Annotated in this window: 24 protein-coding genes; 14 read left to right on the plus strand and 10 right to left on the minus strand. The window is 44.4% G+C overall.

Annotated features, from left to right (window positions below):
- Window positions 1–580: 580 nt before the first annotated feature.
- From ACPK8D_RS08610 to cbiT, 7 genes are all read right to left on the minus strand, one after another.
- Window positions 581–1,312, minus strand: coding sequence for a precorrin-8X methylmutase (locus ACPK8D_RS08610; RefSeq protein WP_424717444.1), 732 nt, complete (start codon window positions 1,310–1,312; stop codon window positions 581–583).
- Window positions 1,302–2,102 carry a precorrin-3B C(17)-methyltransferase gene (cobJ, locus tag ACPK8D_RS08615; RefSeq protein WP_424717445.1) on the minus strand — a complete coding sequence of 267 codons (801 nt, stop codon included), beginning with the start codon at window positions 2,100–2,102 and terminating at the stop codon, window positions 1,302–1,304. The genes ACPK8D_RS08610 and cobJ overlap by 11 nt, the downstream gene beginning before the upstream one ends.
- On the minus strand, window positions 2,071–2,424 hold the full coding sequence (locus tag ACPK8D_RS08620) for a cobalamin biosynthesis protein (protein ID WP_424717446.1): 354 nt from the start codon (window positions 2,422–2,424) through the stop codon (window positions 2,071–2,073). The genes cobJ and ACPK8D_RS08620 overlap by 32 nt, the downstream gene beginning before the upstream one ends.
- A gap of 76 nt (window positions 2,425–2,500) precedes the next feature.
- The gene (locus tag ACPK8D_RS08625) at window positions 2,501–3,019 is read right to left on the minus strand and encodes a cobalamin biosynthesis protein CbiG (RefSeq protein WP_424717582.1); all 519 of its coding nucleotides are present in this window, start codon (window positions 3,017–3,019) and stop codon (window positions 2,501–2,503) included.
- Window positions 3,020–3,042: 23 nt separating this feature from the next.
- Window positions 3,043–3,771 carry a cobalt-precorrin-4/precorrin-4 C(11)-methyltransferase gene (locus ACPK8D_RS08630; protein ID WP_424717447.1) on the minus strand — a complete coding sequence of 243 codons (729 nt, stop codon included), beginning with the start codon at window positions 3,769–3,771 and terminating at the stop codon, window positions 3,043–3,045.
- 79 nt (window positions 3,772–3,850) lie between these two features.
- The gene (locus tag ACPK8D_RS08635) at window positions 3,851–4,459 is read right to left on the minus strand and encodes a cobalt-factor II C(20)-methyltransferase (protein WP_424717448.1); all 609 of its coding nucleotides are present in this window, start codon (window positions 4,457–4,459) and stop codon (window positions 3,851–3,853) included.
- A 60-nt stretch (window positions 4,460–4,519) separates the two neighbouring features.
- The gene (gene cbiT / locus ACPK8D_RS08640; RefSeq protein ID WP_424717449.1) at window positions 4,520–5,074 is read right to left on the minus strand and encodes a precorrin-6Y C5,15-methyltransferase (decarboxylating) subunit CbiT; all 555 of its coding nucleotides are present in this window, start codon (window positions 5,072–5,074) and stop codon (window positions 4,520–4,522) included.
- Window positions 5,075–5,796: 722 nt separating this feature from the next.
- On the opposite strand from cbiT, the gene ACPK8D_RS08645 reads away from it, so the two are divergent.
- Window positions 5,797–7,125: a homocitrate synthase/isopropylmalate synthase family protein gene (locus tag ACPK8D_RS08645; protein WP_424717450.1), complete on the plus strand. Its 1,329-nt coding sequence runs from the start codon at window positions 5,797–5,799 to the stop codon at window positions 7,123–7,125.
- A gap of 24 nt (window positions 7,126–7,149) precedes the next feature.
- On the opposite strand, the gene ACPK8D_RS08650 is transcribed toward ACPK8D_RS08645, so the two are convergent.
- Window positions 7,150–8,178 (minus strand): isocitrate/isopropylmalate dehydrogenase family protein, encoded by a 1,029-nt coding sequence (locus ACPK8D_RS08650; protein WP_424717451.1) that lies wholly within the window; start codon window positions 8,176–8,178, stop codon window positions 7,150–7,152.
- Between the two features lie 359 nt (window positions 8,179–8,537).
- On the opposite strand from ACPK8D_RS08650, the gene ACPK8D_RS08655 reads away from it, so the two are divergent.
- The gene (locus ACPK8D_RS08655) at window positions 8,538–9,380 is read left to right on the plus strand and encodes a TatD family hydrolase (protein ID WP_424717452.1); all 843 of its coding nucleotides are present in this window, start codon (window positions 8,538–8,540) and stop codon (window positions 9,378–9,380) included.
- 294 nt (window positions 9,381–9,674) lie between these two features.
- Here the strand turns inward: ACPK8D_RS08655 and ACPK8D_RS08660 are convergent, their stop codons facing one another.
- Window positions 9,675–10,160: a multiprotein bridging factor aMBF1 gene (locus ACPK8D_RS08660; RefSeq protein WP_424717453.1), complete on the minus strand. Its 486-nt coding sequence runs from the start codon at window positions 10,158–10,160 to the stop codon at window positions 9,675–9,677.
- A 57-nt stretch (window positions 10,161–10,217) separates the two neighbouring features.
- Between ACPK8D_RS08660 and ACPK8D_RS08665 the strand changes: the two genes are divergently transcribed.
- The 11 genes from ACPK8D_RS08665 (at window position 10,218) to ACPK8D_RS08715 (ending at window position 19,108) form a co-directional block, all read left to right on the plus strand.
- Window positions 10,218–11,513: a proteasome-activating nucleotidase gene (locus ACPK8D_RS08665; RefSeq protein ID WP_424717454.1), complete on the plus strand. Its 1,296-nt coding sequence runs from the start codon at window positions 10,218–10,220 to the stop codon at window positions 11,511–11,513.
- Window positions 11,514–11,521: 8 nt separating this feature from the next.
- The gene (locus ACPK8D_RS08670; RefSeq protein ID WP_424717455.1) at window positions 11,522–11,668 is read left to right on the plus strand and encodes a hypothetical protein; all 147 of its coding nucleotides are present in this window, start codon (window positions 11,522–11,524) and stop codon (window positions 11,666–11,668) included.
- 20 nt (window positions 11,669–11,688) lie between these two features.
- Window positions 11,689–12,273: a DUF99 family protein gene (locus ACPK8D_RS08675; RefSeq protein ID WP_424717456.1), complete on the plus strand. Its 585-nt coding sequence runs from the start codon at window positions 11,689–11,691 to the stop codon at window positions 12,271–12,273.
- Window positions 12,274–12,715: 442 nt separating this feature from the next.
- Window positions 12,716–13,840 (plus strand): cell division protein FtsZ, encoded by a 1,125-nt coding sequence (gene ftsZ, locus ACPK8D_RS08680; RefSeq protein WP_424717457.1) that lies wholly within the window; start codon window positions 12,716–12,718, stop codon window positions 13,838–13,840.
- A gap of 415 nt (window positions 13,841–14,255) precedes the next feature.
- A complete protein-coding gene (locus ACPK8D_RS08685) occupies window positions 14,256–14,471 on the plus strand; it encodes a protein translocase SEC61 complex subunit gamma (RefSeq protein ID WP_292376391.1) in 216 nt (71 codons plus the stop codon).
- The gene (locus ACPK8D_RS08690; protein ID WP_424717458.1) at window positions 14,468–14,926 is read left to right on the plus strand and encodes a transcription elongation factor Spt5; all 459 of its coding nucleotides are present in this window, start codon (window positions 14,468–14,470) and stop codon (window positions 14,924–14,926) included. The genes ACPK8D_RS08685 and ACPK8D_RS08690 overlap by 4 nt, the downstream gene beginning before the upstream one ends.
- 122 nt (window positions 14,927–15,048) lie before the next feature.
- Window positions 15,049–15,534 carry a 50S ribosomal protein L11 gene (locus ACPK8D_RS08695; RefSeq protein ID WP_424717459.1) on the plus strand — a complete coding sequence of 162 codons (486 nt, stop codon included), beginning with the start codon at window positions 15,049–15,051 and terminating at the stop codon, window positions 15,532–15,534.
- Between the two features lie 239 nt (window positions 15,535–15,773).
- Window positions 15,774–16,415 (plus strand): 50S ribosomal protein L1, encoded by a 642-nt coding sequence (locus ACPK8D_RS08700; protein ID WP_424717460.1) that lies wholly within the window; start codon window positions 15,774–15,776, stop codon window positions 16,413–16,415.
- Window positions 16,416–17,459 carry a 50S ribosomal protein L10 gene (locus ACPK8D_RS08705; protein WP_424717461.1) on the plus strand — a complete coding sequence of 348 codons (1,044 nt, stop codon included), beginning with the start codon at window positions 16,416–16,418 and terminating at the stop codon, window positions 17,457–17,459. It begins immediately after the preceding gene.
- A 36-nt stretch (window positions 17,460–17,495) separates the two neighbouring features.
- The gene (rpl12p, locus tag ACPK8D_RS08710; RefSeq protein WP_424717462.1) at window positions 17,496–17,804 is read left to right on the plus strand and encodes a 50S ribosomal protein P1; all 309 of its coding nucleotides are present in this window, start codon (window positions 17,496–17,498) and stop codon (window positions 17,802–17,804) included.
- Between the two features lie 311 nt (window positions 17,805–18,115).
- Window positions 18,116–19,108 carry a radical SAM/SPASM domain-containing protein gene (locus ACPK8D_RS08715; protein ID WP_424717463.1) on the plus strand — a complete coding sequence of 331 codons (993 nt, stop codon included), beginning with the start codon at window positions 18,116–18,118 and terminating at the stop codon, window positions 19,106–19,108.
- Window positions 19,109–19,127: 19 nt separating this feature from the next.
- Here the strand turns inward: ACPK8D_RS08715 and ACPK8D_RS08720 are convergent, their stop codons facing one another.
- Window positions 19,128–19,916 (minus strand): SAM hydrolase/SAM-dependent halogenase family protein, encoded by a 789-nt coding sequence (locus tag ACPK8D_RS08720; RefSeq protein WP_424717464.1) that lies wholly within the window; start codon window positions 19,914–19,916, stop codon window positions 19,128–19,130.
- A gap of 119 nt (window positions 19,917–20,035) precedes the next feature.
- On the opposite strand from ACPK8D_RS08720, the gene ACPK8D_RS08725 reads away from it, so the two are divergent.
- Window positions 20,036–21,517 carry a DUF1616 domain-containing protein gene (locus tag ACPK8D_RS08725; RefSeq protein ID WP_424717465.1) on the plus strand — a complete coding sequence of 494 codons (1,482 nt, stop codon included), beginning with the start codon at window positions 20,036–20,038 and terminating at the stop codon, window positions 21,515–21,517.
- Window positions 21,518–21,544: the final 27 nt, after the last annotated feature.

Consider the following 21,544-nt stretch of genomic DNA (forward strand, 5'->3'; position numbering starts at 1 on the left):
ATCCCTCCAGATAATAATGAATCTTATTTAGAGCTGATCCTGAAACTCAAAACTTCTTCTCTAGATCTCATTTTGTAAGTGAATGATCGAGTTTCTGGATTCTGGACCCCAATCGCTAATTTCATATTCGATTGAATTCCAAACATTACAACTTCTAACGCCCATATAATTTGTATGACCAAAGTCTCTAACAATTACCACGTTAATCAACTTTATAAAAATGGTAATTGAAATTGAGCAGTGTGCTAGAAATGTCGTACGTTGAAATTATAATATCAGCCAGAATTCAGAAATTAAATCAAGTTTTAGGATGTGCTCTTAATATACTCAGAGGGGATTGAAAATAAATTTAGATGTTAAATACCCCTCAGCTCTTTAGAGTCTAATTTAAATTAGTATGTTAGTATAAGAAGATTTGGAAAATATATTAAAACTGTAAAATAAAAGCCATTGTAAAAAATTCTAGATAGAGAATTAGAATAACAAAATAAGTGCTAGGAAAATAAGTAATTGATAGGAAAAGTAAGGCTAAAAAAGAAACCGAAGCTAGAAATTTAAAAGAGGAAAACTAGAGAAAGTGTTATTCTTCACTTTCCCTAGCGATTGCAACAAGCTCATTAACGCATGCAACCGCCATCGGGGTTCCGCCCCTTGTCCCGACACAGCTAATAGAGGGTACAGGAATTTTCAGGTTTCTGACCATTTCCCTGGACTCGGCTGCATTTACAAAACCTACCGGAAGCCCGATGATAAGGGCTGGCCTTACGCCCTTTTCGATAAGTTTGCAGACCATAATAAGGGCAGAGGGCGCATTTCCGATTGCAATAATACTTCCATCAAGCCGATCCCGGGCAGCCAGGAAACCTGCTGATGTGCGTGTAATTCCGTACCTGTTAGCAATTTCGGCATTCGGGTCTTCATCGAGCACACAGATAATATCGGATTTATGCCCGGTTTTTGTAATTCCGGATTTTACCATATTAATGTCCACGAAAATCGGGGCGCCCTTTTTAATAGCTTCCACGCCTGCAGGAATGGGATCGTGCATAAAACGCATAATATCTGCTACCGAAAGATCTCCGGTAGCAATAACACAGCGCTGGCGGAAGCGGTCTTCGGGTGTTTTATTCCCGATGATTTCCTGAATCATTGTCCGGCTTTTCATGTAAATGGCTTTGGCCTCTTCAGTCCGTGCGCCCGAATCTTTACAAATACTTACAAGTTCGGGATTAACATCAACCGTAAGCTCGGTAAACTCTTCAAGGTTCTCGAGGTTTCCGGCCTTCTCATTAGCACTCTGTTCAGTAGTCATACTTTTTGTGATACCCCCTGGGAGTAATTATGAAATCCTTCTTTTGAGAGCTCCAGATTCTGGAATCTCCATTTCCGATAAGGATCGTGGTGCTCATATCGACCCAATCTTCATATTCCATGACCTTTCCGAGAGTTGTTACGATCCTGTCCTCGCCTTCACCCCTCAAAGCATTTTTGACAAGTCCCACAGGCACGGAGTCGGCCTTGTACTGGCGGATAATTTCGATAGCTCTGGAAAAATTGGACTGTCTCTTGCGGCTCTTCGGATTGTAAAGGGCCATCACGAAATCGGCTTCTGCAGCAAAATTAAGCCGTTTTTCAATGACATCCCAGGGGGTCAGGAGGTCACTCAGGCTAATCACTGCAAAGTCCGTTACAACAGGTGCGCCGAGCATACTTGCGCCGGCTAAAATTGCCGTGACTCCCGGAAGAATCTCGATATCAACTTCAAGCCCTTCATGTTCAGCAACCTCGAGCACTATGCCTGCCATACCGTAGACATTGGTATCACCGCCGCTGACCATGACAACATTTGCAACTTTTGCAAGTTCCACAGCTTTTCTTGCCCTGTCCACCTCTTTACCCATATAGCTGCGGATTATTTCCTGGGTTCCGAGGAGGCTTGCTATCTGGTCCAGGTAAGTACTGTTCCCGAGCACATAATCGGCATTAAGAATTACATCCCTGGCTTTAACCGTCATCTGTTCTACAGACCCCGGCCCGATCCCTACGATGTAAAGTTTTCCTCCGGTTGCTTTATCTTGCGATTGCGATTGTGACTCTGCCATAAACTTTCTTCCTGCAAATCAATTGTTTTTCTTCAGAAAGGGCCAGAGCTGCAGGTTCTGCAACTCCTTTTAATCCAAAGCGGGAAGCCTGGGAGGATGAAGGGGGATTATAGCTGTTTAACATCTCATCCGGTAAAAAATCCACCGGAATGCCAAGCATCACTCCCGCTTCCAGAAGCCCCTGTTCATTTTCCTTAAGCTTCGCAGAAGCTAAAGCCGTAATTTCGTCCAGGCTAAGGCCGCACTCATCGAGAGCCTGTTTTACGGCTTCAATAACCTCTTCTTTCGTAATTCCCCTGCGAGTTCCGATTCCTATAATCATCCTTTATCGTCTCTAATTCTTAATGCGGTTCCTGACCAGGTTAATTCACTTAAGTGCAGACCAATTGCCACCTAAGTTAGCTGCTATCTCTGCTAGTGCCCTTTATTTCTGCGTTCTCCTGCCGTTTTCTTACCAGCACGGATACATCTTCATCCACAACAACAATTCTGGGCCCCTTAACCTCAAGAACTTCTATTTCCTGATCAAGGAGTGCACAGTTTACAGCTACAGTAGATTCTTTATTGAAGATTTCGCAGCCTAGCCTGTCGGCAATGCCCTCGACTGAGGGTTTACCGTGAACTTCGGTCGCTGTCGTAAGCACAGGTACGGCTCCGAGTTCAGAAACCTTTCGGGCAATTTCATTTGCGCCGTGATGCCCCCCCAGCAGGGGGATAGCAAAGTTGAGGTTAGAATCAACCACAACCACGGCAGGATCAGACCACTTATTATCGAGAAGCGGAGCAATGTCCCTTACCACAATGCCTGTGGCAAAGACCGCAATTATTGCCCCATAGCTTTTAAAAGCCTTTTCGAATATGCCCTTTTCATAAAGGAGCAGGTCGGCTTTCAGATGTTCAGCTATCCTTGCCGCGATCTCCCGATTTCTCTCAAAGGTGATTACAACGGCTCCTGGGCTACTCCGTATAGGTAAGACCTCCTGTAGTTTTTAGGGTCAACAACCCCACCGATAATTATCATTGCCGAGCGCGTAATTCCTGCATCCTGGACCTTGTCTGCGATATCCTCTACGGTTCCTGTAATGACCTCTTCATCCTCCCAGGATGCGTGAAACACCACTGCAACAGGCGTATCTTTGGGGCAGCGGACCTTTTCCATAATTTCTCTGATCTTCTGCGTGCCAAGGAAAATTGCCATAGTAGTATTGTAGGCAGAAAGCTCGGGGATAAGGTCTTTTTCCAGGGTTTTTCCGGCAGGACGGGTAATGATGAGCGTATCTGAAACGCCGTTAAGAGTCAACTGTGTGCCAAGAGCGGCAGCGCTTGCAAAAACCGAGGAAACCCCAGCAACTCTTTCGACTTCGATATCGTACTTTCTAAGTTCTTCCATCTGCTCTATAACGGAACCGTAAAGCGATGGATCTCCACTGTGGAGGCGAACAACGAATTTTCCGGCACCTATCGCATCAGCAATTATTTTAGTGGTCTCGTCGAGAGTTAGCCCATAGCTGTCCACTGTTTCTCCCTGCGTGTAATTAAGAACCTCGGGGTTTACCAGAGAGCCTGCATACATCACAAGGTCGGCTTTTTCAAGCATTTCACGCCCGAGCACGGTAATAAGTTTCGGGTTCCCTGGGCCTGCTCCCACAAAATATACTTTTCTTTCCATCTGACCATTCCCATTGCTTTCGTGTTTTATTCCAAAATTATGTACTGAATTCCGCGAATATTAAATACGTAGGGCACTTTTACTTCTTTCCGTAGATAATACTAAAATAGTTCCCTTTTTCCGGGATTTCTTCTTTCTTGCGGATTATAAGCTCGTTGTCCGAAAAGAGTCTTTCTGCAAAGATAAACTCTGTGTATCCTTCAGCTTCAAGCTGCTTAACTATGGTTTTGGGCTGCGTGGCCTTCAGGTGAATCTTATATCCCACCTCAGAACCATCGGTAACTTCAAAAGAACTCTCAACCGCTACATCGGTCCTGGCAGCAAAGGAAGTAATTGAACTTATGCCAGGCACGGTTGCAAGCTCAACGTCCGGATAGTGCTTGCGCATTACCTTTTTAAGATGGGAAAAAGTAGAGAAAAAGTTTGGGTCACCTATAAGCCCGAAAGCCACGGTGCCTTTTCTCGCTTCTTCTGCCACCCGGTCAGCATTTTCCTTCCAGAGAGCATTGAGAACTTCAATATCTCTGATCATGGGAAACTCAAGGATTTCGGCATCTGCATAAGGAGCCACAAGATCTTTTGCCAGGCGGCCTGGCACATATACCTTATCGCTGTTTTTCAAAATGTCCACTGCTTTAAGGGTCAGAAGTTCAGGGTCTCCGGGACCAAGTCCTACTCCTATTAACATACTATCGCTCCGTAAATTATAAAAATAAATGTAAAGCAGAATTAAATTATAAGAAAATTGTCAGTTTTGCTTTTTTCCGACAACGATGTATACCGGGTTTTCGGGTTTGAACATCGTTTCTCCGGCAATTGGTGCACTTCTCGAAACCGAAATATGAACTACTTCATCAAAAATTCCGAGTCTTTTCATTGCCTCAATTGTCCTGACAACCGTTTCGATACGGACGGCATTTACCACAATACTTCGAGCTTTTTTCTTAACAAGTGTCTCCAGTACCGAGCCAACATTTTTTGTTCCGCCGACAAAAGCACAGTCAATAAAATCAGTAAAATCTTCCGAACTCAGGAGGTCCGAGGCTTCGCCAGCTAAAATTCTGGCATTTTCTATATTGAAATTCTTGAAGTTCGTTTTAGTGGCTCTCAGAGCTTCGTTTCGGGCATCTATCGCATAGATAGTCAGGTTTCGGGCAATCTTTGCTGCTTCAATCGATACCGATCCTGTACCGCAGCCTATATCTGCAAACCGATCTCCGTCCCGCAGCCCCAGTTTGGAAAGGGATACAGCAATGATCTCAGGTTTTGTCGGACCGCCGCTAACACTTACTATTTCGGACATGTTCTACCTCGGGATAAAGTAAAGCAAATATATGAAATGTAAATTAAATATATGACGATATAATTTTTAATTTTATTAAATAGATCACATATTAAGTAGGGCCGGAAGATACGCTTTAGTTAGAGATGACTATATAAGGCACATACAAACATAGTTAAATTAGATATTTCAATAATTGAAGTTAGATTTTTCAGATCAGCTCGATTATAAATATAACTTGTTGTAGATATACCTTATTATCGGCAAGAAGGGCAGGATAGGAAAGTAAACTTTCATGAAACTGCGAAAAAAAGCAGGTAGGACTTCAGTAAGAAGAGTATATACTAATTCTTCACATCAATTCCAAACCGACTTTTTTAAAAAGGTATCCGGAAATTTTCAGAAGAAAAAAGAGGCGATCTCTTCTGTCAATCTTAGTATGTTAGAGATAATAAATATATAAATATAAAAATACATTTTGTATTTTAAAAGAAAGAGATTTTAACTATAAGAACATATCATAATCTTATCACAGGCATATAAAGAAGATGCCATTTTGATGAAAAGCCATAAGTGCTTCCCCAGGAAAGTGTTTTTTGAATAAGAAGCTAAAGTTCTTCGGTTAAATACAACTGATTTTCTGACCTGTATACCTGAAAATATCTTTTCACAAAAAACCCCCGCAGTGAAAGCCCGCTCTCTCGATGCAGGGCCCTGCCGCCTGAAAGAAAGGAGGAAAAGCGATGAAAATTTACGAATCATATGAAGATCTGCCCAAACTAAAGCTGCCTTATGGAAACGACGTGTACATAAGTGACAGCACTATTCGCGATGGCTCCCAGATGCCGGGAATAGTCCTGAGCAGAGAACACAAGCTTCAAATTTATGAGTACCTGCACGAGATAGGGATTGAAAAACTCGAGGCCTTCGTATTCAATAAAAGGGATAGAGATGCCGTAGATTTAATGTTCGATATAGGGTACGAATTTCCCGAAATTACAGGCTGGGCAAGAGCTTCAAGAGCCGATATAGACAAGATTCTCGAAGTCGACGGGATTAAAGAAACCGGAATTCTTATGTCTGTATCAGACACCCATATTTTTTCAAAAATGAGGCTCGCAGGCAGGGGAGAAGCCGAAGAAAAATACCTGGATGCCTTGCAGTATGCAGTGGATCACGGGCTCCGCACACGGGCACACTTGGAAGATATGACAAGGGCAGATAATTACGGTTTTGTTTTCCCGCTCGTTGAGAAAATTATGGAAATCGACCCTGATTGTATTATCCGGGTCTGCGATACTGTAGGATACGGAATGCCCTTCATGAATATTGACGAGCCTTACGGGATCCCGAAAATTGTCCAGCACCTCAAAAAGGAAATCGGGGTTAAAAATATAGAAACCCATATCCATGACGATTACGGATTCGGGTCAGCAAGCTCAATTGCAGGCTTCTGGCACGGGGCGAACTGGACAAGCGTAACTTTCCTAGGCATCGGAGAACGTGCAGGAAATAGTGAGATGGAAAAAATCCTGCTTTTCCTGGCAGATAGGGTAGAAGGCTTTGAAAGATATAACCTTGAGCCGGTTACTCGCTTTGCAAGGTTCATGGAAAAAGAACTCGGACTGCGGGTTCCGAGAAACAAGGCCGTGGTCGGGAAAAACATTTTTGCTCACGAATCCGGAATACACGCCGCAGGCGTCCTCAAAAATCCCTTCAACTACGAACCCTACTCCCCAGAACTGGTAGGCGGAAAGCGGCTCCTGCTTATAGGGGACTCTTCAGGCCTGGAAGTTATCCGTTATAAGGTTCAGGAGACCTTAAATGACCTTCTTGATGTTGAAACCATAGTGGAAAAAGATGACAGAAGACTTCTGAAGATTCAGACCGAAATCCAGAAGCTATACGATAAGGAAGAAAGGGTTTCCTGTATTTCGGACGAAGAGTTGCTTGCTTATGTGGAAAAATATTTCCTTTACCAGCCGATCTGCAACCCGGCACATGCAGGTCGAGGAAAATTGAAAAATAAAGGAAAAATAGCCGAGTCTGAGGAAGGAAAATTGAAGGAATAAAGGGATTTTTCCTTCAGTACCTTCTTATTTGAGAATTTCTGCCGTGTATTTTGCAATCTCGCCAGCCATCTGACTGAGTTTTGCATTGCCTCCGAGATCGTAAGTTACATACTTACCTTCGGAAATTACGCGCTCCGTAGCCTTAAAAATTGCTTCGGACTTCTCCTTTTCGCCAAGGTAGTCAAGCATCCATGCTCCTGCAAGTACGGTTGCAACAGGATTTACTTTGTCCTGGCCTGCATACTTCGGAGCTGAACCGTGAGCAGGCTCAAACATTGCGAAAGAATCGCCGATATTGGCAGAATAGATCAGCCCGATGCTGCCTACCAGAGCCGAGCATTCCTCACTGATTACATCCATAAAGAGGTTTGTAGAAAGGAGAACTTTTTTATTGAAAATCTGAGGGTTCTTGATCAGCTGCTGGGCAATATTGTCAATATGATAGGGCCAGATTTCGATATCCGGATAACCCTGCCCGACCTTTTCGACTTCTTCCAGGAAAGAGCCGCAGGTCAGTTTCAGGATATTGCTCTTATGGATGGGCACAACAGCGTCATAGCCTCTGCTCTTAGCTTCCTCGAAAGCATAGCTGGCAATTTTGCGGGATGCTGTGCGTGTAATTTTGCGGATTGCAATCGAAACATCGTCAGTCAGCTGGATTTCCTCTCCAATATAGAGACCTTCTGTACCCTCGCGCACACAAACCATTTCCACATCTCCGAGGGGTGCACTTGAGTTAGGGAAAGTCTTGATTGGCCTGACGTTTGCATAGAGATCATGTTTTCGCCTTATAGATACGGCCACACTTCTTGGAGAGCCTATTCCTCCAGGCGTGGTTGTCGGGCCTTTAAAGCAGGCATCGGAACTGTCAAGGATTTCCCAGGTTTCATTCGGAATAAGGGAATTGCCTCCGTGCTTTTCCCACCACTCAGCCCCTGCCTCACACATAACGAATTCAATGTCTGTGCCAGCGGCTTCTACAACTTGAAGCATTGCGTCTACAAGCTCGGGGCCTACCCCGTCACCTTTGATTACTGCTGCGGTTTTACTCATATTATCACCAGATCTTAGGGTTCGTATTTAAAGAACCGTAGCGACTGAAAAGCTAAAAAAGGGGAACTTTTCGAAAATTCGGTAAGAATAATTGGATCTTCCCGCGTACTCAACGTAAGACTATATATTTCAAGTTTTGGGTAATTAATAATATCCGAACAATCTCTAACGCGGAGTCAGGTCCGGAATATAGACACCTGTACAAATTTTTAAAAAATCGAATCTATATTTTCAGGAAGTACCTGTCCAGACTTGCCCGAAACTTCCGAGAAAGGAATGTGAACTTTAATCAAATCCAGAAACTTCAAAGAATGCAAACTTAGATCAAATTCAGAAACTGATACCTTCGAGGAATGAAAATGCCCGTAAAAGTTCCGATTACCGATAATCACATGCATATCGATCCCAGAGCCAGGGGGCTTGAAGCAGTAAAGGAATTCAAGAACTCTGGAGGAACTCACATAATTCTGGTTACCAAACCCAGCTGGTCGCTTGGAATAAAGGTCCAGAAACCTGAAGATTACCTCAAGGTTTTTGATGAAACTATAGAAATCGCGTCAAAGATCCGGGAGATGGGAGTTGGAGCTTTTCCTGTGCTTGGAGTCCATCCGGCAGAAATCTCAAAGCTTACCGAGTATATGGAGCTGCGGGAAGCTACAGAGATCATGCAGAAAGGCCTTGAGCTTGCTTCGGGATATGTCGAGAAGGGGCTTGCCGTAGGGATAAAGTCAGGGCGTCCTCACTACCCTGTGTCTTCAGAAGTCTGGGCAGCATCGAATGAGGTTATGGAGTATGCATTTTCCCTGGGAAAAGAACAGGATTGCGCGGTTCAGCTCCATACCGAAAGTGTGGAAGAGCCTGAACTCCAGGACATAGCTGGGAGGGCAAGAAAAACAGGAATAAAAATGCACAGGGTTGTCAAACACTACTCGCCGCCTCTGGTAAAAACCTGTGAGAAGCTCGGGCTCTTTCCAGGGGTGATCTCGGTAAAAGGAGCAATCGAACATGCACTTGAAGAAGGTACACGTTTCATGATGGAAACGGATTATATTGACGATCCGGACAGGCCGGGCGCTGTACTTGGCCCGAAAACGATTCCCAGGAGGACCATAAAGCTCATGGAAATATACGGTGAAGAGCCTTTCTGGACCATTCATAAGGAAAATCCTGAAAAGGTATATGATATCGAAATCGAGATTTAAGGCACTTCAAAGAAAGAAAATCAGATAAAAGGGTTACAGGGCCTACTTAAGAGGATTAACGATAAAAAGAACAGATTTGAAATAAAGAAGGAACTTAAAGCCGTAAAAGATAAAAAAGCACGTAAAAGCAGAGGGTGAAGGACATTAAAAAAAGCCTTCGAATCAAACCCTCTGTTGTTCCCGGAAGGAAAACTGCCGGAAACCATGTGTTGCTGCCGGAACAGAGCCTGCAGTTGAAATTAACTTTCTCTTTATTTACTTTGAAATTCGCTCTTTTCATTCTCTATTTTGAAATTATTTTCTTTTTATTTTCACGATATCTCCGAGGGTAGTATCTTTCTTCATGTGAGAAACTTCCTGCCCTGAACCTTCCACACGTTCCGTAAGTTTGACGTTAAGAGCGTGTTCGATTTTCTTCCGGACGGAATCTTCCGGCACGATTTCGTTGCGTTCTATCTTTTTTATCAGAGATGCTTTTTCTTTGATATTTTCAGCCAGGTCCTCCTGAGACCAGCCTTTGGCTTCTCTGGCATCCCGGATAATCTGATCATAGTTATCCAAGAGTTCGTCTTTCAAAATATCGAAAAAATCCTTTTTTGGCCTATTTTCGGTTCGTGTTACCGTCCGAACCACCGGAGAGACTTTTCTTGACACGGGAGTTCGCTTATCAACGGGTTTACCGTAAGGAGCACATTTCTGGCAGACCTGGAGCTCGCTGTTATCAATTGTAATGCATATAGGCTTTCCGCGGATCTCTGCACCACATATTTCGCACTGCATATTGATCACTTCGAAAACGCTATATACGGTATGAACTTAAATATTATTCGGAGCTCCATGACGGAAAGTACCAGAAGTAAGGATGAAAGCATGCGCAGTCACCTTGGTAAGTCCGGACCTTTGTATGACGGAATCGAGCCTGGAGAGCTGGGGGAAGTAACTGAAAGCGTCCAGGACCGAATGAGGCAACTTGAAAGCCGAAACAGTTTTCTGGAAGAGCAGTGCAGCCAGATTGAGTCCGAAAAACGTTATCTTGAGAACCAAAAGATAAAGTATGAACGGGAAATACGAAAGCTGCAGTCTGAACTCGATCGGATGAAGACCTCTCCACTCATCATTGGTACGGTCATTGACGTGATTAAGAATGACAGGATAATTGTCCGGAGCAGCAACGGACCTCAGTTCCTGGTTAATGTCTCGCAATATATCGATGAGAAGAAACTGCTGCCAGGGGCAAAGGTTGCCCTGAACCAGCATACGCTTGCCATTGCCGAGGTTATTCCTTCTACGGAAGAGCCTTTTGTCGCTGCAATGGAGGTCCTCGAAAGCGTAGAAGTGGACTATGACCAGATAGGCGGTCTCGATGAACAAATCCAGGAACTTCAGGAAGCAGTCGAGCTTCCTCTCATTGAGCCGGAACGCTTTGCCCGGATAGGTATCGAGCCTCCTAAGGGAGTTCTTCTTTATGGACTTCCGGGAACAGGCAAAACCCTGCTCGCGAAAGCTGTGGCTCATAGAACCAATGCAACCTTTATCAGGGTTGTAGGCTCTGAGCTCGTGCAGAAATACATAGGGGACGGTTCCAAGCTCGTAAGGGAAATCTTCGAGATGGCCCGGAAAAAAGCCCCGAGTATTATCTTCATTGATGAGCTGGACTCAATTGCCGCAAGGCGTTTGAATGAGACGACTGGCGCAGACCGTGAGGTTCAGAGGACGCTCATGCAGTTGCTGGCAGAGATGGATGGCTTTGACAAAAGGAAAAATATCAGGATTATTGCAGCAACAAACCGTCCTGATGTCCTTGACCCGGCAATTCTCAGGCCAGGGCGCTTTGACAGGCTTGTCCATGTCCCGATGCCCGGAGTAGAAGCCAGAGGAAAGATTCTCGAAATCCACTGTGAGAGAATGACCCTTGCAGGAGATATTGACTTTAAGAGGCTTGCAAAAGCTACCGAAGGAATGAGCGGAGCAGACCTGAAGGCAATAGCCACAGAAGCAGGTATGTTTGCGGTCAGGAAAGACAAAGAACTGGTTGAGATGGAAGATTTCCTCGAAGCCGTGGATAAGGTATCTATGGCTGCAGATACGCAGAAGATGATGCCTGCCAATATCCCTGAAAGCATGTTCGTGTAAGTTCCCAGATGAACCGAATAGAAAGCCCCCTCAGGGGCTCATTTTTTATCTTTGGCTTGAGAGAAATCAGGGTTTTTGCCGGAAAAATGAGGATTTCCCTGGACAGGGCTTTTGTTAGAAGGCATGTACGGGAAACCGACAAACTATTTTTGTAATCAAGGCATAAAGAGCACCTGTGAATTCAGATTTTCATATCAAATCCGAAATTCGAATTCTGGGTATAGATGATTCTGCGCTCCTCAACGAGAAGGTAATGATAGTCGGGGCTGTTTTTCGGGGTGGAGACTGGATTGACGGAGTCCTTCGTTCAGAGATTACAAAGGACGGGCTTGATGCTACTGATATCATCTGCAATATGATAAAGAAGAGCAAACACTACGGCCAGATAAGAGCGGTTATTCTCGACGGAATCACCTACGGAGGCTTTAATGTTGTGGATATACAGCTGCTTTACAGGGAAACCGGAATCCCCGTAATTGTGGTTATGCGGTCTTATCCGGATTTTGAGAAAATCAAATCTGCCCTTAAACATTTTCCGGACGGAGAAGAACGTTGGACGATAATAAAGCGAGCCGGAGAAATAGAAAAAATTACCGGTGAAAAGAATTCTATTTATATCCAGAGAGCAGGCATAGGCATGGAAACCGTGAAAAAGATTATCCGGCTTACCTCAATAAGAAGCAATATTCCTGAACCTCTGAGGGTTGCCCACATGATCGCTACAGGCGTTATATTAGGAGAATCCAGAGGAAAAGCGTAACTGCAGTTAATTCTCCAGAATATGAGAAATATGAAACTGAATATCACGTAAGGAGAGTGAAGACGCCTAAACTCAGAGAAAAGGGAAAGGTAAAAATACAGGGACGGCTTGAAAAAAATAAAATAATAAAAAAATAAACAATTTAGTTAAAAAAATTAAATAAGATTGGGAAGAAAGGAATAAAACATTGGGAATAAAATATCGGGAGTAAAACCACACCATAATAGCCGTGGGGAGAAAACCTGAGGCTAAGCAGGAAAGTAGAAGAATTTAATAAAATTATTAAACAAATACAGTATAAGTTTAAAGACTGGAAAAGGAAAACTATTAAATTGGAAACTGTATATGTGATGATTAAAATACACATGTTCCCTCTGAAAATAAATTTATTCTTTAATACCAGCCATTAAAATTACCCCATAAAATGGAGGAAAACAGTAGCATGAGATCCATTGTGGAAGAAGCCCTTGCTCGATCTGCCCTGGAAGGACGTGCCGGGCAGAGAGAGTACTCAAATTCAGATTACTCTAACGTAGACTCAGATGTTGATGCTGAACTCGAAGAGATCCTCAGAAGCCTCAAAACAACCATCAAAGTGGTAGGTTGCGGAGGCGGCGGTTCAAACAGCATCCAGCGCATGATGGGCGAAGGGATCCAGGGAGCGGACCTTGTAGCCGTGAATACTGATGCCCAGCACCTTCTTCATATACGCTCCGGCAAAAAGATTCTTATCGGGAAAAAGAAAACCCGTGGACTTGGAGCCGGCAGCCTCCCCCAGATCGGAGAAGATGCTGCAATCGAGAGTATCGACGAAATTAACAAAGTTGTCGAAGGCGCTGACATGGTCTTTATCACCGCAGGTCTTGGAGGAGGAACCGGTACAGGATCGGCCCCTATAGTAGCTGAGGCCGCCAGAGATGCGGGAGCCCTTACGATTGCAGTCGTCACCCTGCCCTTCAGCGTGGAGGGCCATGTCCGCAGAACCAATGCAGAGGCAGGTCTTGAACGCCTGAGAGATGTCGCAGACACGGTAATAGTGGTCCCTAACGATAAGTTGATTGAAGTCGTTCCGAGACTCCCACTTCAAGCTGCCTTCAAAGTCTCAGATGAAGTTCTTATGAGAGCCGTAAAGGGCATAACCGAACTGATTACAAAACCAGGGCTTGTAAACCTCGATTTTGCAGATATCAGAACTGTTATGCAGAACGGAGGCGTCGCAATGATAGGACTTGGCGAATCCGACGGGGAGAACAAAGCTGTCGAATCCGTACAGAAAGCCCTGCGCAGCCCGCTTCTTGACGTGGACATCTCAGGTGCGACCTCTGCCCTTGTTAATGTAGTTGGAGGCCCTGACATGACGATTTCGGAAGCTGAATGTGTGGTTCAGGAGGTTTACAGCCGGATAGACGCAAACGCCCGCCTGATCTGGGGTGCCCAGATTGACCCTGACCTTGAACAGACCGTGCGTACCATGATCGTGGTTACAGGAGTAACATCCGCCCAGATTTATGGCCACGGAAATGACAAGAATATTACCTTTAAATATGGAATTGATTTTGTAGAGTGATCAAACCAGAGACGAAAGGGACTAAATCTTCGGTTGGAGAAAAATACTGTTTTCCTCTCTTTAAAATAAAAATAAGGGATGGGAATAAAAACCAATCGAAAACTATTTTTATGGTAAGTACCGTATGATGCCGATACAATTCGGCATCAAAAAAGAAATATTTTTACTGACGCGATTAAAGATTTGGGATAAATTGGAATTCGGCATCGAAATCTTCTGACGTTTTAAAAGCCGTGTCAGTGATATCTTCATATAATAGGAATTAATAATATAAACCGCCCGTTCCTTCCTTAACATAAATCCGGAAATTCTGCATGTAAGAAAAGCGAGTTTCGGGAACGGAAAACACAGGAAGAACAGTAGGCAAAAAATTCAAGATAGATAAGAAAAATAAAGAAAACCTGGATGTGAATTGATGGTAGAATCCACGTTTGAACCGAAAATAACTGCAGAAAGCGTTGGTCAGGTAATCCGGGCACACCTGAGAGTCCTGAAACTTACTAAGAAACCGTCCAGGGAAGAGTTCTTGACCATTGCCAAAGTTGCAGGTATTGGTATTCTGGCTGTGGGAGCAATAGGATTTATAGTATATGTACTGTTGACAATGTTGCCCCAGTGGGTGGCTCAATGAGTGAGGATTCCCAGATATTTGTAATCAAAACCACGGCAAACCAGGAAAGATCAGTTGCAACAACCCTTGCCAGGGTTTCGAAAAAGGAGAAACTGGATATAAGGGCAATTCTGGCTCCTGACGAGCTAAAAGGATATGTCCTTGTAGAGGCTCCTAAATCCGGAATCGTAGAACTGGCAATCCAGACTATTCCCCATGCACGAGCTCTTGTGAAAGGGAGCTCTTCAATTGCTGAAATTGAGCATTTCCTTAAACCCAAACCAACAGTGACAGGAATCAAGGAAGGGGCTATAATTGAGGTCACTTCAGGACCCTTTAAAGGGGAGAAAGCCCGGGTTAAAAGGGTTGATGAAGGGCATGAGGAAATTACTGTGGAACTGTTCGATGCTGTGGTTCCGATTCCCATCACGATTCGTGGCGACACTGTCAGAATACTTAGAAAAGAAAACGAGTGAAGTCGCAGCGAGATGGTAAATACCTAAAAATTCCAGCTTATTAATAAATAAAATCACCAGTACTCAGAGTAGATCGAAACAGATCTGCAAAGTTCATAGTTATTGAAATCGGTGAGACTCAGATGACAAGTATTGTTGAAGCACTTGTCCCAGGAGGAAAAGCGAATCCCGGACCACCTTTAGGTCCGGCGCTTGGTCCGCTTGGGGTCAACATAAAAGAAGTGGTCGAAAAGATCAATGAAAAAACAAGGGACTATAATGGAATGCAGGTCCCTGTTAAAGTAATTGTTGACGATAAGAAGAATGTCGAGATCGAAGTGGGCACTCCACCTACCGCATCCCTGATCATGAAAGAGCTAGGGATTCAGAAGGGGTCGGGAAATGCAGGAAGCGAAGTTGTTGGAAACCTCAACATGTCGCAGGTAGCAAAGATCGCTCGCATGAAAAAGGAAGATGTACTTTCCTACGATCTCAAGTCAACAATGAAAGAGGTAATAGGTACCTGTGTCCCCATGGGTGTGACCGTAGAGGGAGTTAAGGCCAAAGACAGCCAGAAGGCACTCGATCAGGGCAAGTTCGATGATTTGCTTGCCGGCGAGGAATGGTAAGCCTTCCCACCCCTTTACTATTTAATCCGGGACTTTGTAACCACCAATAGTTTTAAATCGGATAGCAATAATAGCTCAAGAACCTTGCATATCGATGCAATAAATTAAAATAATAGCTATTAGTGGCTTACTGTTAAGAATAGCAGAACCCGGATTCATGGGGAAGCCCTAAGACCAACCGTAGTAAGCTGAAAAGGCTGCTTGGACAAACAAGTTCAAACACTACGGGGAGGAACAAGATGGCAGAAAAAATTATACTGGAAGCTGTCAAGAAAGTACTTGAAGAATCGCCAAAACGTAATTTCTCTGAGAGCGTGGACCTGGCGATTAACTTGAAGAATCTTGACATGAACCAACCGAAGAATAGAGTCGATGAAGAAGTAATTCTTCCTCACGGGCTCGGAAAAGAACTGAAGATCGGCGTTTTTGCAAAAGGTGATGTGGGCCTGAGAGCAAAGGCTGCCGGTGCTGCGTATGTTATTTCTGATGTTGAGCTCGATGAACTGGCGGCTGACAAAAACAAAGCCAGGACTCTTGCAAACGAATGTGACCTTTTTATCGCAGAAACCCAGTTCATGCCAACAATTGGTAAGAATCTCGGTATTGTTCTTGGACCCAGAGGTAAAATGCCTATTCCACTCTTACCTAACAAGGACATAGGCGAACTTATCCAGAGCAAGCAAAATGCGGTCAGGTTGAGGTCAAAAGACAAGCTTACTTTCCATGTGCCTGTCGGCCGAAGGAATATGAGTCCCGATGATCTTTCCGAAAACATTGAGACTATAGTTTCCAGGCTGGAGCGGGTCCTGGATAAGGGCAAACACAACCTGAGAACAGTCTATGTCACGACAACTATGGGAAAATCCGAAAGGGTGGTGTAAATGGCAGAGGAGAAGCATCACACGGAGCACGTCCCACAGTGGAAGAAGGATGAGATAGAGAATATAAAGGAACTCATCCAGTCCCACAAGGTCTTCGGGATGGTCGGGATCGAAGGTATTCTTGCAACCAAGATCCAGAAAATCCGCCGGAACCTGAAAGACGTTGCAGTGCTCAAAGTCTCAAGGAACACCCTTACAGAGCGGGCTTTAAACCAGCTCGGAGAAAGCATTCCCGAGATGAATAAATATCTTGACAAGCAGACTGCTCTGATATTTACCAACGAAAGTCCCTTCAAGCTTTACAAAGTGCTTGAACAGACAAAAACCCCTTCTCCGATCAAAGGAGGCGCAATAGCTCCTGCGGACATCACTGTTCAGAAGGGGCCTACCAGTTTCCCACCTGGCCCGATTCTCGGAGAACTCCAGAGCGCAGGAATTCCAGCTTCAATAGAGGCAGGAAAAGTTGCAGTGAAGGAAACTAAGGTTGTCTGTAAAGCAGGTGAGGCAGTCCCGCAGAAGCTCGCAACCATGCTCTCAAAGCTGGAGATATACCCTCTCATCGTAGGGCTGGACTTAAGAGCCGCCTATGACGATGGGACAATTTACGAGCCGGAACTCCTTGCAATTGACGAAAATCAGTACTTCTCTGACGTTATCAGAGCAGCCCAGAACGCTTTCAATCTCTCTGTCAACACTGCATACCCGACAAGCGCAACAATCGGTACCCTGCTGGCAAAAGCCTTTGCGGAGTCAAAGAACCTTGGTGTCAATGCTGTCGTGTTTGATTCAGGAGTCATGGACGTTTTGCTGGCAAAAGCCCATGTCCAGATGACATCCGTTGCATCCGAAGCCGCAGACAAAGATGCAAATGCCGTGGATGACGAACTGAGGGAAGTTCTCGGAGCAGCCGCAAGCGCAGCAGCAGCCGCTGCAACCAGGGAACCCGAGAAGAAAGAAGAAGTAAAAGAAGAAGAGGAAGAAGAGGAAGAAGAAGACCACGGCGAAGAAGATGGAATGGCCGGTCTCGGTGCCCTTTTCGGATAAATAAATTTACGATAATTAAAACTTAGGTGATCAACAATGGAATACATATATGCAGCTCTCTTATTGCACAACGCTGGTAAAACAATTACCGAAGACGCAATTACTGCCGTTCTCCAGGCAGCAGGTATCGAAGTTAACGAAGCCAGGGTAAAGGCCCTTGTCGCAGCCCTTGAAGGCGTGGACATAGAAGAAGCAATTGCAAAGGCAGCATTCGCAGCTCCCGCAGCCGCAGCAGCCCCTGCAGTCGCAGCCCCTGCAGCAGAAGAAGCTCCTGCTGAAGAAGAGGAAGAAGAAGACACTTCTGAAGAAGACGGAATGGCCGGCCTCGGTGCCCTCTTCGGATAAACTCAAGTAAAACTTTAATACCTACAGCTCGCCGTAAGGCGGGCATTCTTTTTTATGTTTTAGCCTATGTTTAGTTTAAGTTGCAGATATTCAGAATAACCTTTTTTCTGTAAAACTCCTCTAGAATTATTTTTAGGATTTATTTTCCAAAATAATTAGAGTTAAAATTTTAGAGTTACCTTTATCGCTCAGCTTTTGAGTGAAAGAACCTTTCAAAAAACTTGGCAAGTGCAATAAATTTATTTATAATGTAAACGTTCTTTACTAATATAGATAAATGACTCTTAAGTTCCATAAGACAAACGATCTATATGTCCCGATTTAACCCTATACTGGCTTCGAGAGCCCTCTGGCAGATTCGAGTGAGAAAGCGTCCTTTTGTCCTTTCCCACGGTGTAAATGCCCGCTGCAATATGCGCTGCAAGTTCTGTGAATACTGGAAGAAAACCGGGGAAGAGCCGACTAAAGAAGAGATTTTCAAGCTGCTGGACGATGCGAAAGAATTCGGCATCGGGGTATACAATGCCTGGACCGTAGAACCTCTCCTCAGAAAAGATTTGCCCCAAATAATGGCACATGCTAAAGGAATCGGGATGATCACTTCCATGGTCACAAATGGAAAGCTGCTTTACGAAAGGTCGGAAGAACTTGTGGATGTGGACTACCTCTCGGTTTCCGTGGACGGGATAGAGAGTTATAAAGAGATTCGGAAGATGGATTTCGAAACCCTTCTGAAGGGCTTAAAAAAAGCTATCGAGGTCAGAAAAATCCAGAAACAGAAGAATCCAATTCTTATGAACTGTGTACTCACAGGAAAAAACCTGGATGATGTTGAGACCCTTATCTTGCTTGCAAGAAAACTGAGAGTAAAGGTTTCCTTCGAGCCTGTCCATGAGTTTCCCGGAATCAGTGATGAGATCTGGAACGAAATAGGAATCCGTGACATGGAAAAATTCCGCAATACAGTTGACCGCATAATCGAGCATAAGAAGCAGGGCTACCCGATAATCAATTCGAAAACCTACCTCAAAATGGTCAGAGACGGGGATATGGACTACAGGTGCAGAGCCAGTGGGATTATTATGAATGTGACGCATGATGGCACTCTGGAGACCTGTCGCGTGCAGAACGAACCCCTCGGAAACGTGATATGGGATGGCTTTGAGAGCGTCTGGGAAAACTCGGAAGAGCACAGGAAGGAAATTGTCAAAAACTGCAGTGGCTGCCTCTTTTTTGGATATACGGAAAACAGCTTGATGCAGAGTTTTAACCCTGAAGTTCTGATGCATTACGAGTGGATGTAAATGCCGACTTAGCAGTTTTTCATATGATTTTGATTACTACCTGATCCCCGCTTTTCAGCCCGAACTGACGCGCAGCATTTCCTTTATTTACCGCGATTTCCAGAAAGCCGTGACTGCCTATCAGGGCAAGGGACTCTCCCTGCCCTACGGAACCGTAGGTCTGAACAAAGGAGACCTTTCTGCCATTTACTTCCACCTGTGAGCCGAAGGTAGAGAATTTAAGAACTATATCTTCCGGGATATTGGTAATTACATTTCCGAAACTGTCTGCAAAAATAATTTCTCCGAGGAGAAAGGGCCCGTCAACTTCAAAATTTTCGAAGTCAAGGCTAACGAAATCCGAAACTTTCGATCCGACAGCCTCGAGAGGTGTGCCTTTTGAAAGGTGGGCTCCCACAGGTGCAAAAATATCCCTGCCGTGGAAAGTTGCAGAGATTCCTGATTTAAGCATAAGTTCGGGGTTTGTGATCTCGTATACTTCTATTTCCCCAAGGTGGCGCGCTGCAGGGATAAGGAGCCCGTTGTCAGGGCCGACAAAAAATTGTTCCTTTCCTGTGCGGCCTGCTTTAATAGCAAGAGCTCGGCGGGAAGTCCCGACGCCGGGATCGACAACGACAATATGTACGGTTCCCTGCGGGAAATATCGAACCAGGGAATAGAGGGCAAAAGCCCCTTCCCGGATTCCGGCCTGCCGGATGGAATGGGTTATATCGATAATCTGCGCCTCCGGGCTAATTCCCAGAATCACGGCTTTCATAGCTGCAGGATAAAGGTCTCCGAAATCGGTAGTCAGGGAAATTAAGGGCATAAATATCACTCGGTTTTTTTCTATATTATAATATGAAGGTCTGGGAAATTATATTAAGATGTGAGAAGGTACAGGCTAACATTAAAAATATGGGAAAAAATTGAAGAAGCATTGAGAAAATGAAACATACAAAAATATTATTTATACTGATTCTCATAAGCCTGGCTCTTCTTGCATCGGGATGCGAAGAAAAACTGAGTGCAGAAGAGATTGCAACAAAAATGCAGGAAAAAGAAGCCAGCCTTGAAGATTACTCTGGAACAATACGTACGACAACATACCTTAACGGGGAAAAAGATCTGGAAGAGGAAATCCAGATAATGTATAAAAAGCCGAACCTCGTGAGGACGTCTGGTGTGGAGGAAGGAAAAGAAGTCGAATCTGTGTCGGACGGGGAGTTCGTATGGAGCTACGATACTGGAATAAATACGGTCACGAAAATTAAATTGCCCGAAGAACCGCTCTTAACAGAAAATGATTTTGTCAGTATCATAGACAATTTACTGAATAGAAGCGAGGTTTCCATGCTCGGAGTTGAAGAGGTGGATGGAAGAAGCGCATATGTTCTTGAAGCCAGACCAAAAGCCGAAGAGAAAGGGTTATCAGAGTTAGCTTCCCGAACAAAAGTCTGGGTTGACAGAGAGACATGGATGGTACTCAAGTCCAGTGTGTATGACAATAAGGGAAACCTGGAAATAGACGTGGAAATACGCGACCTGAAAGTAAACACCGGAATTCCGGATTCGGAATTCAAATTTGAGATTCCTGATGGGGCAGAGGTAAAAACTGTAGATCTGGACGAAGAACTCAAAATTCCCGAAAGCCTGAGCCTTGAAGAAGCCAGACAGCAAGCGAGCTTTGAAATCCTTGTCCCGGAATATATCCCGGATGGCTACATGCTTAACTCGACAAGAATATATGAAGACAACGATACAACTTCTGAAGGCCATACCTCCGAAACTGTAATTCTTACCTACCAGAAAGGAACTCAAAATATAGAGATAATGGAAAACGTTTACGAAAACGAGCCCGATGAGAATATACCCATGCTGGAAGGCGAAGAAATCAACATCAACGGAAAGGAAGGGACATACTTTAATGAATTCGGAAGCGTTAAGATGTTGCAGTGGAAGCTTGGAGAAGTCGAAATAGATCTGATAGGTTCTCTTGGAAAAGCCGAGATGCTGAAAATTGCTGAATCCATACAGGAACCCTTTACCGAATTCTATATCCTGGGACAAGAAGGTAGAGCTGAGAACTATCCGACCAACTACGTACTAGGGGAGAAGGGGACCGTAATAGTTGGAATTATAAACCGTGAACAGAAACCCGTAAATTATACAATGGAAGTTAGGCTCGAAGATACGCCTCTGCCTTTACCGGCTGACTGGAAAAATATATGCATTGAAAACAACGAGACTCTGGAAAAAGCTGTTACCATAACTCCTCCTTTTGAGGGAACAGGTATGAGTCTCCAGTTTTTGCTTTATAATGGCGACAAAAATGACACATCCGAGGGGAATGTCAGTGTGCCTTATAGAGACCTTCATTTAGGGATAGATGTATCGCAGAATCTCTCGGAGAATAATTCAATCCGTTAACTGCGATACAAGCAACCTGGCTGAGGT

The organism is Methanosarcina sp. (assembly GCF_049706645.1).
In the GTDB taxonomy this organism is placed as follows: domain Archaea; phylum Halobacteriota; class Methanosarcinia; order Methanosarcinales; family Methanosarcinaceae; genus Methanosarcina.

Excerpts from the sequence above, each read along its gene's own strand:
- ACPK8D_RS08610 (WP_424717444.1), bottom strand. The coding sequence starts at position 1,312 with ATGACTACTGAACAGAGTGCTAATGAGAAGGCCGGAAACCTCGAGAAC.
- cobJ (WP_424717445.1), bottom strand. The coding sequence starts at position 2,102 with ATGGCAGAGTCACAATCGCAATCGCAAGATAAAGCAACCGGAGGAAAA.
- ACPK8D_RS08620 (WP_424717446.1), bottom strand. The coding sequence starts at position 2,424 with ATGATTATAGGAATCGGAACTCGCAGGGGAATTACGAAAGAAGAGGTT.
- ACPK8D_RS08630 (WP_424717447.1), bottom strand. The coding sequence starts at position 3,771 with ATGGAAAGAAAAGTATATTTTGTGGGAGCAGGCCCAGGGAACCCGAAA.
- ACPK8D_RS08635 (WP_424717448.1), bottom strand. The coding sequence starts at position 4,459 with ATGTTAATAGGAGTAGGACTTGGTCCCGGAGACCCTGAACTTCTGACC.
- cbiT (WP_424717449.1), bottom strand. The coding sequence starts at position 5,074 with ATGTCCGAAATAGTAAGTGTTAGCGGCGGTCCGACAAAACCTGAGATC.
- ACPK8D_RS08645 (WP_424717450.1), top strand. The coding sequence starts at position 5,797 with ATGAAAATTTACGAATCATATGAAGATCTGCCCAAACTAAAGCTGCCT.
- ACPK8D_RS08650 (WP_424717451.1), bottom strand. The coding sequence starts at position 8,178 with ATGAGTAAAACCGCAGCAGTAATCAAAGGTGACGGGGTAGGCCCCGAG.
- ACPK8D_RS08655 (WP_424717452.1), top strand. The coding sequence starts at position 8,538 with ATGCCCGTAAAAGTTCCGATTACCGATAATCACATGCATATCGATCCC.
- ACPK8D_RS08660 (WP_424717453.1), bottom strand. The coding sequence starts at position 10,160 with ATGCAGTGCGAAATATGTGGTGCAGAGATCCGCGGAAAGCCTATATGC.
- ACPK8D_RS08665 (WP_424717454.1), top strand. The coding sequence starts at position 10,218 with ATGACGGAAAGTACCAGAAGTAAGGATGAAAGCATGCGCAGTCACCTT.
- ACPK8D_RS08670 (WP_424717455.1), top strand. The coding sequence starts at position 11,522 with ATGAACCGAATAGAAAGCCCCCTCAGGGGCTCATTTTTTATCTTTGGC.
- ftsZ (WP_424717457.1), top strand. The coding sequence starts at position 12,716 with ATGAGATCCATTGTGGAAGAAGCCCTTGCTCGATCTGCCCTGGAAGGA.
- ACPK8D_RS08685 (WP_292376391.1), top strand. The coding sequence starts at position 14,256 with ATGGTAGAATCCACGTTTGAACCGAAAATAACTGCAGAAAGCGTTGGT.
- ACPK8D_RS08690 (WP_424717458.1), top strand. The coding sequence starts at position 14,468 with ATGAGTGAGGATTCCCAGATATTTGTAATCAAAACCACGGCAAACCAG.
- ACPK8D_RS08695 (WP_424717459.1), top strand. The coding sequence starts at position 15,049 with ATGACAAGTATTGTTGAAGCACTTGTCCCAGGAGGAAAAGCGAATCCC.
- ACPK8D_RS08700 (WP_424717460.1), top strand. The coding sequence starts at position 15,774 with ATGGCAGAAAAAATTATACTGGAAGCTGTCAAGAAAGTACTTGAAGAA.
- ACPK8D_RS08705 (WP_424717461.1), top strand. The coding sequence starts at position 16,416 with ATGGCAGAGGAGAAGCATCACACGGAGCACGTCCCACAGTGGAAGAAG.
- rpl12p (WP_424717462.1), top strand. The coding sequence starts at position 17,496 with ATGGAATACATATATGCAGCTCTCTTATTGCACAACGCTGGTAAAACA.
- ACPK8D_RS08715 (WP_424717463.1), top strand. The coding sequence starts at position 18,116 with ATGTCCCGATTTAACCCTATACTGGCTTCGAGAGCCCTCTGGCAGATT.
- ACPK8D_RS08720 (WP_424717464.1), bottom strand. The coding sequence starts at position 19,916 with ATGCCCTTAATTTCCCTGACTACCGATTTCGGAGACCTTTATCCTGCA.
- ACPK8D_RS08725 (WP_424717465.1), top strand. The coding sequence starts at position 20,036 with ATGAAACATACAAAAATATTATTTATACTGATTCTCATAAGCCTGGCT.